Source organism: Exiguobacterium sp. UBA6309 (genome assembly GCF_002439205.1).
GTDB lineage: Bacteria > Bacillota > Bacilli > Exiguobacteriales > Exiguobacteriaceae > Exiguobacterium_A.
Genome location: NZ_DJTL01000025.1, coordinates 24,700 through 36,583 on the forward strand (window position 1 = coordinate 24,700; position 11,884 = coordinate 36,583).

Below are 11,884 nucleotides of genomic sequence, written 5' to 3' on the forward strand. Positions count from 1 at the left end.
TTCACTCCCTCTTCCGCATAAACAGGCTGACTTGAAGCGAACTTCCCGCTTCAACCCAACCCGTTGCTCATTGCTCTTTACTCGCTTCGTATTCCACCCATTCCGGTTTATACTTAACGACGTTTCGTTGATGTTCTTCATATGTCTCTTCGTAAAGAATCTGTCCTCGTGGATGTGTATCACTTGGTGGACGGGCGAAGAAATAGACATATTTTGTTTTATTCGGGTTCAAGACAGCTAATACGGAATCCTTACTGACCGTTGAAATCGGACCAATCGGAATTCCTTCGTACTTATACGTATTGTACTTCGAGTTATTCTCAAGATCCTTCAGCGTCGTCAAGGCCGTATTCTCGCCAGTGCCATACCAAACCGTCGGGTCCGACTGAAGTTTCATGCCATCATCTAAACGGTTTTTGAAGACGCCTGCGATTTCACGACGATCCTTCGGTGTCGCGGCTTCACGCTCGACCATTGAACCGAGACTGAGCACTTCATGGAAGGTCATGCCTGACTTTCGAATGGCATCCTCATTTTCATCGTAGACTTTTTCTGTCTCGTCGAGCATCGTCTCGACGATTTGATCAATGCTTTTTCCTTTATCGAACTCATACGTTGCTGGGAAGAGATATCCTTCAAGTGCGTACAAGATGCCATTCTTCTTCACTTCATCCGTCAGCATCGGATATTTTTCAATCATGGCATCGATGAACATCGCATCCGTCAATTCTTTACGAATCGTCTCTTCTTTGAACTTCGTCGCTTTCGCGATTAAATCAATTTGACGATCCATCGTGATGCCTTCAGGTAACGTGATTTTCACATCCGCTGCCTTCATGACCGTTCCCGTTTTCAATTCATTGATGATTTCATCCGGGGACATGGCTTGTGACAGGGTATATGTACCCGCCTGGAATGACGATTCATTCTTATAACGGACGTAATAACGGAAAATCGTCTCGTTTGCGATTAAGTCTTTTTCCTTTAGTAAGGAAGCGATCGTACTCGTTCCTGCGCCTAAAGGAATTTCGACTTTGACGGATTTCGTCGCTGTTTCATCGACTGGTTCAAGCGCATTTTTCAAAAAGACATAGACGACCGCACTGGCAACTAGAAAAATCGTCAACAATACAGAAAGGATGATTAGCGTGATCCGGCGTGATGTCCGGCGTCGCCTTTTTTCGATTTCAGCATTTTGCTTCCATTCGTTCTCCATCGGTTCCTCCTTCTTCTCTTAAAACAAGGTGACACCGTAAGAGAAAGTCTCTTACGACGTCACCTGTCATGAGTCGGGTTAGTCTAACTGATCTTCGAGCGTGTTAAAGACTTCTTCGATTTCATCCCAAGTCGCTGTATCGTCTTCGTCGATTGGTACGAGGTTGAAGTCGTTGTCTCCATCACCGTATTCGTCGAGTTCGTAAACGAAGATGTCGACTTCTTCTGCTTCGTCATAATCTGCTCCGATTGGCTCGAGGAAGATGTATGTCTTGCTCGAACGTGGGCTTTCATAACGCAGACGTTCTACGAATTCGAAATCATTTCCTTCGCCGTCCGGAATTACGTAACGTGTTGGCTCATTCTGTTGCATCAGTGATCCGCTCCTTTAACGCAAGCTCGAGTTCATCCCAAGTTTGCTCATCATTTTCATCGATCAGGCTCAATTCAAAATCATCTTCGCCTTCTCCATATTCATCGATCTCACAGATGATTAGATCATCCGCTCCTTCGTCAGGGTTACCGATCATTTCAAGAAATAGATAGGTTTTTCCTGTCCGTTCACTCGAGTAACGGTACCATTCTTCGAAAAGATGTTCGCCGCCCTCTTCATCTGGAAAGAGATACTGACGTTTTTCTTCAGCCATCGGTTTCTCCCCCTTCATCGATTCGCCCGATCCAAATACGATTGCAGGATCATGACGGCAGCCATCTTATCGATGACTTGTTTTCGTTTCTTGCGGCTGACATCGGCATCGATCAGCATCCGTTCTGCTTGCATCGTCGTCAACCGTTCATCCATGAAGACGACTTCAAGCCCAGTATGCTGTTCGATTTCCTTCGCAAAGGCTTCACTCGCCTCCGCACGGGGACCGATGGAACCGTTCATGTTTTTCGGAAGACCAATGACTAGGATTTCGACATTGTATGTCTCCATGATGACATCGAGCCGTTTGAAGGCTTCTGGGTAATCCGGTTCCGTCCACTTGACCGTCTCGACACCTTGCGCCGTCCAGCCCATCAAGTCACTGACCGCTACCCCGATCGTCTTCGAACCGACGTCTAGTCCCATTGCACGTTTCATTTTGAATTTCCACTCTCCGCCAAATAAGATTTCACGAGTTCTTCGAGCAATTCGTCACGTTCAATCTTACGAATTAAGTTACGTGCGTCATTATGACGAGGAATGTAAGCAGGATCTCCAGATAGGAGATAGCCGACGATTTGGTTGATCGGATGATATCCTTTTTCTTCTAAAGCATGATAGACCGTCAACAACACATCCCGTGTCGCTGCTTTGTTATCGTCTTCTGGAAAGTTGAATTTCATCGTTTGATCCATCTGACTCACGTTCATCACCTCTTTCATATACACTACGTTTCTATTATGCCAGTGATTGCACGTATTGTGAAGCGTACGCGAGTGCTTCTTCTAATTTCGACGCATCTTTCCCACCAGCTTGAGCCATGTCAGGGCGACCGCCACCGCCACCACCGCAGCGTGTTGCGACTTCCTTGATCAATTTACCAGCATGATAGCCTTGGTCGATTAAATCTTTTGAAACGCTTGCGACGAGATTGACTTTCTCACCTTGCGCACTACCGAGAACAATGATTGCTGATCCGAGTGAGCTCTTCAACTCATCCATCATACCGCGAAGGGCATCCATATCTGAGACGTCGACACGTTTCGCAAGCACACGTACGCCGTTGATTTCCTCAACATCGTCCTTTAGTGAAGCAGCTTCGATGTTCGCAAGTTTTGCTTGCAACGATTCGTTCGCCCGTTCCGTCTCACGAAGTTGTTGTTGCAGTGCTTCGATACGAACTGGAACTTCCGTCGTTTTCGTTTTCAAGACAGCTGCTGCTTGTTCGAGTGTTTCTAAGTGTTGATTCATCACACGATACGCGCCTGCACCTGTCACGGCTTCGATCCGGCGTGTACCTGCACCGATCCCAGACTCTGAGACGATCTTGAACAGACCGATCTCTGCAGTGTTTCCGACGTGGATTCCGCCACACAATTCAATCGAGTATGTGCCTGCTGAGACGACACGGACCGTTTCCCCGTACTTCTCACCGAACAATGCCATCGCGCCTTTTGCTTTTGCATCAGCGATGTTCATCTCTTCGATATCAACCGGTAATGATGCCCAGATCGCTTGGTTGACGTCTTGTTCGATTTTTGTCAACTCTTCTTGTGTCACTGCACCGAAGTGTGAGAAGTCGAAGCGGAGACGTTCTGGAGAAACGAGTGATCCCGCTTGGTTGACGTGTGTTCCGAGCGTGTCTTTCAATGCTTTATGAAGCAAGTGTGTTGCTGTATGGTTTTTCGTGACGGCTTTACGTTCTGCTGCTTCGACGTTTGCAACGACATCCGCCGCTTCCGTTGCGATTCCTGTACGGACGATGACCGTATGCAAGTTTTGACCGTTTGGCGCCTTTTGAACATCTTTGACATCAAGAACGAAGTCTTTGCCTTCGATTGTTCCTGTATCCGCGACTTCACCACCACTTTCAGCGTAGAACGGCGTGATATCGAGAATGACTTGCGCTTCTTCACCAGCAGCCACTTCTGTGACTCGTTCTCCATCATGCAACAATGCGATGATTTTTGCATCCGCCTTAAGGTCGGTATAGCCGACGAACGTACTTTTATCTTTTAGTGTCGAGAGGACTTCCGATTGTTGTTGCATCGAACCGCTCTCTTCACGTGCTGCCCGCGCACGTTGACGTTGTGCGTCCATCGCTTGTTTGAAGCCTTCTTCATCAACAGACATCTGATGATCTTCCGCATACTCGACTGTCAATTCGAGTGGGAAACCATACGTGTCATACAGACGGAACGCATCTTCACCACTGATGACATGCTCACCGTTCGCCTTAGACGTCTGAGCGACCGTGTTCAAGATTGCAAGACCGTCATGAAGCGTCTCATGGAAACGTTCTTCTTCGTTTTTAATGACGCGTTTGATGAAGTCCGCTTTTTCCGGAACTTGTGGGTAGAAGTCAATCATGACGTTCCCGACCGTATCAACGAGTTCATACATGAACGGACGTTCGATCCCAAGCATTTTCGCATAACGAACCGCACGGCGTAGTAAACGACGAAGGACATATCCACGTCCTTCATTCGAAGGAAGAGCACCATCACCAATCGCGAATGACACAGTACGGATGTGGTCTGCGATGACTTTGAATGCTACATCGAGTTTCGAATCATCACGGTAGATTTTACCGCTGATTTCTTCTGTCTTATGAATGATCGGCATGAACAGATCCGTATCGAAGTTCGTCGGCACGTCCTGCATGACACACGCCATCCGTTCGAGTCCCATCCCAGTATCGATGTTTTTACGCGGAAGTTCCGTGTAGTTGCCGTGTCCGTCGTGGTTGTACTGACTGAAGACGATATTCCAGATCTCGAGATAGCGTTCGTTTTCGCCACCTGGATAAAGTTCTGAATCGTTCGGATCGTCTCCGAAAGCTGGACCACGATCGAAGAAGATTTCCGTATTCGGACCAGATGGACCTTCACCGATTTCCCAGAAGTTATCTTCAAGCGGAATGATCCGCTCAGCCGGTACACCGAGTTCAAGCCAGATTTGACGCGCTGCATCATCTTCCGGATGAATCGTGACCGAAAGACGTTCTGGGTCAAGACCGTACCAGTCATCACTCGTCAAGAGTTCCCAACCCCATTTGATTGCATCTTCACGGAAATAATCACCGACAGAGAAGTTTCCAAGCATCTCGAAGAACGTATGGTGACGCGCTGTTTTCCCGACGTTTTCGATATCGTTCGTCCGGATTGATTTTTGTGCGTTGACGATACGTGGATTATCAGGAATGACACGACCATCAAAATATTTCTTGAGTGTTGCAACACCCGAGTTGATCCACAAGAGCGATGGATCCTCGACCGGCACGAGTGAAGCACTCGGTTCGATCGCATGCCCTTTGCTTTGGAAGAAATCAAGATACATCTGACGGATTTGTGCACCCGTTAATGGTTTTAGAGCTTTCATGAACAGTTACCTCCATTGGTTTTATTTGGACGCAAAAAAGCGATGCTTTCATCCCTGAAAAGGGACGAAAGCATCGCTTCCGTGGTACCACCCTCGTTCGTAAGCAACCTATTGCCTACCTCGAACATCTGATAACGGGGATGACCCGCAGGTGTTTACACCTGACTCCGGAAGGAGCTTCAAAGGGACTCGAGAAAGTGATTGCAGCAGACTCACTTCTCTCTGGACTCGAGTTTTCCTTTTACTTATCTTCCATCAACGTGTTACGTCCATTCATCTATCGTGATTATTACCTATCGAACAGCATCCGTCAAGTCTTTGTCACCCCACCGAGTCGTTCGATCAATCGTGTTCGGCGCCGCGGCTCCTCTTCTTGCGACGCTTTATGAAACGCTCGTGGGTCGCCGAACAATAACAAACTCGACTTCGCACGGGTGACCGCCGTATAAATCAAGTTTCGGGAATGCTTGAATGCCCCCGTGAAATAGACCGGCATCAAGACGATCGGAAACTCGGATCCTTGCGCTTTGTGGATCGTAATCGCATAGGCGTGCGTGAATTGATCCCAATCACTCCGGTTGTACTCGACCTCCGTCTGATCGAACCGGGCGATGATTTTATCGACTTTATCGACATTCTCTTTAGCGAAGAAGATATTGACGATTTCGCCGATATCTCCGTTATAGACGTTTTCTTCCGCATTGTTGACGAGCTGGAGAATCTTGTCCCCGGTCCGGTAAATCCGCGTTCCTTGTTTGACTTCCCGTTTCTTCGGTTCCTCCGGGTTATAGACGCGTTGCAAGGCGACATTCAATTCGTCGATCCCGACCTGACCCCGGTAGGTCGGCGCGAGGACCTGGACATCGAATTTCGAGTAGCCTTTTGCGAGTGCTTTTTCCGCGAAGGCCGAGATGCCCCGTAACGTCTCTTGCGGAGACGCAGTATAGAAGCGGCGATCCGCAAGTGGTGATAACAAATCAGCAGACGTCGTCCGGTTCTTCAAATCGTGCGCAAGACGCAATATCGAAGAATCTTCTGCTTGACGATGGACGACGCTCAAACGGACGACGGGAATTCCTTCCGTATCCATCAAGTCTGCCAGCACCTGTCCTGGACCGACGGATGGCAATTGATCGCGGTCACCGACGAACAAGATCTTCATGCCATTCGGGACGGCGCGAAGCAAACTCGATAACAAGTAGATATCAATCATCGACGATTCATCGATGATCAGTACTTTTCCCGTGATCGGCTGATCCTCATTCAGTTGAAAGTTCGTTCCATCATACTTCAATAGACGGTGAATCGTCATCGCCGGCACGTCCGTTGCTTCCGACAGACGTTTAGCGGCACGTCCCGTCGGTGCAACAAGGACGTATGGATAGACCTCTCCTGTCTTGACGCGACTCTTCTCAAGCGGCCAGTCATGAATTTCTTGCAACGCATGCAAAATTCCCTTGATGACAGTCGTCTTACCGGTACCCGGTCCACCAGTCAAGACCATCAGCGGCGCTTTGACCGCTAACTCAATCGCTTCTCGCTGTTGCGCGGCATATTCCATGCCGAACTGTTCTTCGAGGTGCCCGATTGCTTCAAGGATCGTCGCGACATCGACTTCTTGTTCCGCTCCGTTCGCCATGACCCGCGCGAGTTCCTTCGCCGCGCGGACTTCCGCATAAAAGATCGTCGGTAAATACAAGCAACCTTCTTCAAGCTTGACCTTATCTTCAGCGAGCAACAGTTCGATCGCTTGTTCCAGCCGCTCTCCCGGATCTTCCCCTAGCAGACGGGGTGCCCGTTGCAACAGCGAGTCGACCGTCGCGAAGGCATGTCCCTCGCCCGCTTCTTGTTCTAATATGTGCATGATCGAAGCAGCGACGCGTTCCGGATGTAATCCGACGAGTCCGAGGTGCGCGGCGATATGATCGGCTATCTTAAAACCAATCCCATTCACTTCATACATCAAGGAATATGGATTCTCTCGTATTCGCGCCATCGCGTCCCCTTCATAAGCAGCATAAATCTTTGCCGCCAGCTTCGGTGTGACATCAAATGGCGCTAGAAACAGCATCAACTGATCGACACCGTATAGCGTCGCGAGTCGATTCAAGATGATGTCGGCTTGTTTTTGTTTTAACCCAGGCACCTGATTCAGTACCCGTTCATCCTTTAAGATGAGATCCACTGCCTCTTCTCCAAGAGCATCGACGATATTTTTCGCTGTCTTCGGACCAATGCCGGTGAACGAACCATTCGTCAAGAAGCGGATCGTCGCATGTTTGGTCATCGGAACCGATCGGCGAATCAGCTCCGCCTTCAGTTGTTTTCCGAAGCGAGGATGATCAATGAGACGGCCGAATGCTTGATACGTTCCTCCGAGTTCGATTCCGACTCCTGTACCCGTAATGACGAGCTCGGTTTCTTTTAAATCAAAGTTCTTTTCTTTGACGGCGACCAATACAATGGAGTGTGCTTCTTCTTCAGAAGAAAAGAGCACACGTTTGACGCGCCCGACGACTTGATGGGGGTGCTCCATCACTCCACCTTCTTTCTCTCTTTTTCATTCGCTGCTTTCATCATAGCATTCGTTTACCGGATTTTAAATCAGGGAAAGATACCGTGAACCATTTCGTTAAGAGGAGGAGTTTAAGGATGGCACGTTTACCGATTGCAGGATTGTGTGAATTAGTACTTGAAGTCGAGGATATGGACCGTGCGGTCGGTTTTTGGAATGGGACACTTGGCATTCCGATCGTCGAGCAATGGGCTCCTGAGGATGCGGAACCAAGTAAAGAACAATCTAAACAAGACGGGGTTTGGGCAACGTGGCTTTACATCGGCGGTAACACTCGACTCGGTCTGTGGCTGAAACGGGACTTCACGATGGAAGAACGGACCGTCAAACACTTACCAGTGTCCGAATGGGACACGTTGTACGATGAAGGTGGTGTCCATGTTCATTGTGCCTTTTACGTTGAGAAGGACGAGTTCCAACAAGCCTTGAATCAATTGCGGGAAGCATCGATTACCGTGAAGCTCAGAGAATGGGACGAACAGGAGACATCGAATCAAAAAGAGCATTCTGCTTATTTCAAGGATACAGAAAATAACGTCATCGAACTGTATACGAAAAACATGGATGAAGCCTATGAAGACTTTTCCGGACCTCCACTTCGCGTCATTCGTGAAGTCGGGAATTAAATAGCGTAAAAAAGACGACTCCATTTGGAATCGTCTTTTTTGAATCAGTCTGCTTGTTTTAATAACGCATCCATCTTCGCTTTCGCATCTCGTGCAAGGGCGTGTTCCGGCTGATAGGCAAGAACGGCTTCAAGTTCTGCGTAACACGCTTCCTGTTGACCGAGGAAGGCAAGGGCGATCGCATAGTTATAGCGTGCATCTGTATGCGTTTCGTCCAGCATCAAGACATGCTCGAACATCTCGACCGCTTCTTCCAACTTCTCGTTTTGCGCTAAGGCAAGTCCGTATTGGAATGCGATCTCGATATCGACACCGTTTAGTTCTGACGCGCGTTGTAAACGAGGTAAGCCGCGTACTGGATCACCGAGTTTTTGATACGTCATCCCTAGCATGAAATGGAGATCAGCGTCATCAAGTCCATATAATAAGGCTGCGCGCAATGATTCCTCTGCTTCGACGAGTTGATCGGCAGCAAAGAACAGAGCACCTTTCGCATAATAGGCACTCGCGAACGTATTATCGATCATCAGTGCCCGGTCATAAAAACGAAGGGCACGATCAGCGTCGTTCATCGATTGCAGTAATGTTCCAAGATTGACGTATGCTGTCGGATCTTTTGGGTTTTGTTCGATCGCATCATTAAAAGCTTGCGCTGCTAATTCATAATTTCCAGCTTCTAGATGCCGGAACCCTACTTCATTATAGTTCATCTTCTTTTGCTCCTTACGCTAGATAAGCGAGGCGTTCGCCTGCTTTATAGGCTGCATCGATCGTCGCACCACCGAGGCAGATGTCTCCATCATAGAACACGACCGCTTGTCCTGGTGTGATCGCCCGTTGACGTTCGTCAAACGAAACATCGAGTCCATCTTCAAGGACACGAACCGTGACGGCTGTGTCTTGTTGACGGTAACGGAATTTTGCTGTGCAACGGAATGTCTCACCGACTGGACGTTCTGATGTCCAACTGACATCTGAAGCAAGTAATCCTTCCGAATACAATAATTCGTTATGGAATCCTTGATCGACATAGAGAATGTTCTCTTTTAGGTTTTTTCCGACGACGAACCAAGGTTCTCCGTCTCCACCGATACCAAGCCCGTGGCGTTGCCCCATCGTATAGTACATCAATCCATCGTGACGACCCATGACGTTGCCGTCAAGCGTCCGCATCTCACCGGGTTGTGCCGGTAGGTATTGACCGAGGAACTGTTTAAAGTTCCGCTCGCCAATGAAGCAAATACCGGTCGAGTCTTTTTTCTTAGCTGTTGCAAGGTTCGCTTCTTCTGCAATCCGGCGCACTTCTGATTTTTCCATGTGACCGATTGGGAACATCGCCTTCGCGATTTGCTCTTGCGACAATTGATTCAAGAAATACGTTTGATCTTTATTTGCATCCACGCCTCGAAGCAATTTATGTTCTCCATCTTCATAGACAGCACGTGCATAATGACCTGTTGCGACGAAATCGGCACCAAGGCGCATCGCGTGATCGAGGAACGCTTTGAACTTGATTTCCTTGTTACACATGACGTCTGGATTCGGTGTCCGACCGAGTTTATATTCATCGAGGAAGTACGTGAAGACCTTATCCCAGTACTCTTTTTCAAAATTGACCGCATAATACGGAATGCCGATTTGATTGGCTACGGCGATGACGTCTTCATAATCTTCCGTCGCCGTACAAAAGCCGTTCTCATCCGTGTCATCCCAGTTTTTCATGAAGATCCCGATGACGTTATAGCCTTGCTCTTTTAATAAATGAGCCGTCACAGACGAATCGACACCGCCCGACATCCCAACGACGACTGTCGTTTCACTCGGGGCTTTCGCTCGTGTATTCATTCATTTCACCTCTTAGTTAATTCTGAAACGATTTTACGACATCTTGCAAGGCTTGTGCGAGTAGTTCGACTTGCGGAACATCATTTCCGTGCCCAAAGCTGATCCGAACAGATGCGCGCGTTCGTTCATCTTCGCCATACATCGCCGACAGGACATGCGAAGGTTCGACAGACCCTGCCGTACATGCACTCCCACTCGATACCGCCATCTGCCGCATATCGAGCATGATCAAGAACGGTTCGATCTCGATTTGCGGGAAATAAAGATTGAGGACATTCGGTAATCCCTCGATACCGTTGACTTCATACTTGATACCACTTTCATCTAATCGAGTCAGCAAGACGGTACGCAACTGTGTGATCTGATCCTGTTGTTGATCACGCTCCGCTACCATCAGTTCGAGCGCCTTCGCTAAACCGACGATTCCCGGTACGTTCTCTGTACCAGCACGACGCTTGCGTTCTTGTTCTCCGCCGAACGTGTGAGGTGCTAACTTCACACCAGTCCGCACGTACAATAGTCCGATTCCCTTTGGACCGTTAATTTTATGAGCAGACGCGGATAAGAGATCGACCTGTAACGCTTCAACATCGATTGCTTGTTTGCCGAACACTTGCACCGCATCCGTATGAAACAAAATACCGCGTTCCCGTAAAAATTGACCGAATGTCGCAATTGGCTGGATCGTTCCGACTTCATTGTTACCAAACATGATCGAGACGAGTATCGTATCTTCCCGAACTGCTTCTTGTAAGGCAGTCAACGACACAACGCCAGACGACGGTACATCGAGATATGTGACATCATAGCCTTGCTTTTCAAGCTCTTCGAACGCACGGAGTACGGCATGATGCTCAAACCGTGTCGTAATGAGATGACGCCCTTTTTCAAGCGCTGCCTCAGCCGCACCGAAGATGGCGTAGTTATCCGACTCCGTTCCACCACTCGTGAAAATCAGTTCGGTTGGTTTCGCATTTAATTCTTGTGCGATCTGTCGGCGTGCATTGTCGATCGCCGCCCGAGCAGAACGACCAGCCGCATGGACACTTGATGGATTCCCGTACTGTTCGAGCAAATAAGGCGTCATCGCCTCAAGGACTTCTGGACGCATCGGCGTCGTCGCCGAATGGTCAAAGTAATTCATTCGTATTCACCTCTCAAATATAGAACATGTATCCTGTATCGTCTTCTTCTGCTAAGTCTTGTAGTGTCGTTGAATCGAGTACTTGATCGACCGCTTGTTGGATTTTATCCCAAAGTTTGCGTTTCGTGACCTCGTCACAAGCATCGACTTCGACGACGACGAGTGGTCCTTCAAGCAGGCGGATGATTTCACCCGCCGTAATGTTTTGTGCTTCACGACCGAGCTTATACCCGCCATAAGCGCCGCGGACACTTTTGACGAGACCCCCATTTCGAAGTGGTGCGATCAATTGCTCGAGGTAGTGCTCTGATAAATCATACATCTGGGCGATTTTTTTTAAGGACAATGGTTTTGATTCAGCTTCTTTTGCGAGTGCGATCATGATCGTCAGACCATATCGCCCTTTCGTCGAGATTTTCATCATGCGAAGGATCATCCTTTCTAGTATAGTA

Annotated in this window: 12 protein-coding genes and 1 other annotated feature; of the genes, 1 reads left to right on the forward strand and 11 read right to left on the reverse strand. The window is 48.5% G+C overall.

Going from position 1 to position 11,884, the window contains the following annotated elements; genetic code table 11:
• Positions 1–67: 67 nt before the first annotated feature.
• From mltG to B3M90_RS06705, 7 genes are all read right to left on the reverse strand, one after another.
• Positions 68–1,216, reverse strand: a complete 1,149-nt coding sequence (gene mltG / locus B3M90_RS06675) for an endolytic transglycosylase MltG (RefSeq protein WP_290783104.1) — start codon at positions 1,214–1,216, stop codon at positions 68–70.
• Positions 1,217–1,294: 78 nt separating this feature from the next.
• A complete protein-coding gene (locus B3M90_RS06680) occupies positions 1,295–1,588 on the reverse strand; it encodes a DUF1292 domain-containing protein (RefSeq protein WP_023468908.1) in 294 nt (97 codons plus the stop codon).
• Positions 1,575–1,862 carry a DUF1292 domain-containing protein gene (locus B3M90_RS06685; RefSeq protein ID WP_023468909.1) on the reverse strand — a complete coding sequence of 96 codons (288 nt, stop codon included), beginning with the start codon at positions 1,860–1,862 and terminating at the stop codon, positions 1,575–1,577. Before B3M90_RS06685 ends, B3M90_RS06680 begins: the two co-directional genes overlap by 14 nt.
• Positions 1,863–1,876: 14 nt before the next feature.
• Complete coding sequence (gene ruvX / locus B3M90_RS06690; RefSeq protein ID WP_056062458.1) at positions 1,877–2,299, reverse strand: Holliday junction resolvase RuvX; 423 nt, start codon at positions 2,297–2,299, stop codon at positions 1,877–1,879.
• On the reverse strand, positions 2,296–2,565 hold the full coding sequence (locus B3M90_RS06695) for an IreB family regulatory phosphoprotein (protein WP_029342229.1): 270 nt from the start codon (positions 2,563–2,565) through the stop codon (positions 2,296–2,298). Before B3M90_RS06695 ends, ruvX begins: the two co-directional genes overlap by 4 nt.
• A 34-nt stretch (positions 2,566–2,599) precedes the next feature.
• Positions 2,600–5,242: an alanine--tRNA ligase gene (gene alaS / locus B3M90_RS06700; RefSeq protein ID WP_290783106.1), complete on the reverse strand. Its 2,643-nt coding sequence runs from the start codon at positions 5,240–5,242 to the stop codon at positions 2,600–2,602.
• A gap of 57 nt (positions 5,243–5,299) precedes the next feature.
• Positions 5,300–5,510: a binding site (T-box leader), on the reverse strand.
• A 42-nt stretch (positions 5,511–5,552) separates the two neighbouring features.
• The gene (locus tag B3M90_RS06705) at positions 5,553–7,778 is read right to left on the reverse strand and encodes an ATP-dependent RecD-like DNA helicase (RefSeq protein WP_290783108.1); all 2,226 of its coding nucleotides are present in this window, start codon (positions 7,776–7,778) and stop codon (positions 5,553–5,555) included.
• 116 nt (positions 7,779–7,894) lie between these two features.
• Between B3M90_RS06705 and B3M90_RS06710 the strand changes: the two genes are divergently transcribed.
• The gene (locus tag B3M90_RS06710; RefSeq protein ID WP_214859649.1) at positions 7,895–8,443 is read left to right on the forward strand and encodes a VOC family protein; all 549 of its coding nucleotides are present in this window, start codon (positions 7,895–7,897) and stop codon (positions 8,441–8,443) included.
• Between the two features lie 44 nt (positions 8,444–8,487).
• On the opposite strand, the gene B3M90_RS06715 is transcribed toward B3M90_RS06710, so the two are convergent.
• Genes B3M90_RS06715 through cymR form a run of 4 tightly spaced genes read right to left on the reverse strand, consistent with a single transcriptional unit; the run spans position 8,488 to position 11,853 of the window.
• A complete protein-coding gene (locus B3M90_RS06715; protein ID WP_058703823.1) occupies positions 8,488–9,153 on the reverse strand; it encodes a tetratricopeptide repeat protein in 666 nt (221 codons plus the stop codon).
• 13 nt (positions 9,154–9,166) lie between these two features.
• On the reverse strand, positions 9,167–10,288 hold the full coding sequence (gene mnmA / locus B3M90_RS06720; RefSeq protein ID WP_029342234.1) for a tRNA 2-thiouridine(34) synthase MnmA: 1,122 nt from the start codon (positions 10,286–10,288) through the stop codon (positions 9,167–9,169).
• Positions 10,289–10,304: 16 nt separating this feature from the next.
• Entirely contained in the window at positions 10,305–11,432 is a 1,128-nt protein-coding gene (locus tag B3M90_RS06725) for a cysteine desulfurase family protein (protein ID WP_396136358.1), read from the reverse strand.
• 13 nt (positions 11,433–11,445) lie between these two features.
• A complete protein-coding gene (gene cymR, locus B3M90_RS06730) occupies positions 11,446–11,853 on the reverse strand; it encodes a cysteine metabolism transcriptional regulator CymR (RefSeq protein WP_290783413.1) in 408 nt (135 codons plus the stop codon).
• Positions 11,854–11,884 lie beyond the last annotated feature (31 nt).

What these genes read in the sequence shown, in the direction of transcription:
- alaS (WP_290783106.1), bottom strand. Translation starts at nt 5,242, where the DNA reads ATGAAAGCTCTAAAACCATTAACGGGTGCACAAATCCGTCAGATGTAT.
- ruvX (WP_056062458.1), bottom strand. Translation starts at nt 2,299, where the DNA reads ATGAAACGTGCAATGGGACTAGACGTCGGTTCGAAGACGATCGGGGTA.
- mltG (WP_290783104.1), bottom strand. Translation starts at nt 1,216, where the DNA reads ATGGAGAACGAATGGAAGCAAAATGCTGAAATCGAAAAAAGGCGACGC.
- B3M90_RS06725 (WP_396136358.1), bottom strand. Translation starts at nt 11,432, where the DNA reads ATGAATTACTTTGACCATTCGGCGACGACGCCGATGCGTCCAGAAGTC.
- B3M90_RS06715 (WP_058703823.1), bottom strand. Translation starts at nt 9,153, where the DNA reads ATGAACTATAATGAAGTAGGGTTCCGGCATCTAGAAGCTGGAAATTAT.
- B3M90_RS06705 (WP_290783108.1), bottom strand. Translation starts at nt 7,778, where the DNA reads ATGGAGCACCCCCATCAAGTCGTCGGGCGCGTCAAACGTGTGCTCTTT.
- mnmA (WP_029342234.1), bottom strand. Translation starts at nt 10,288, where the DNA reads ATGAATACACGAGCGAAAGCCCCGAGTGAAACGACAGTCGTCGTTGGG.
- cymR (WP_290783413.1), bottom strand. Translation starts at nt 11,853, where the DNA reads ATGAAAATCTCGACGAAAGGGCGATATGGTCTGACGATCATGATCGCA.
- B3M90_RS06685 (WP_023468909.1), bottom strand. Translation starts at nt 1,862, where the DNA reads ATGGCTGAAGAAAAACGTCAGTATCTCTTTCCAGATGAAGAGGGCGGC.
- B3M90_RS06680 (WP_023468908.1), bottom strand. Translation starts at nt 1,588, where the DNA reads ATGCAACAGAATGAGCCAACACGTTACGTAATTCCGGACGGCGAAGGA.
- B3M90_RS06710 (WP_214859649.1), top strand. Translation starts at nt 7,895, where the DNA reads ATGGCACGTTTACCGATTGCAGGATTGTGTGAATTAGTACTTGAAGTC.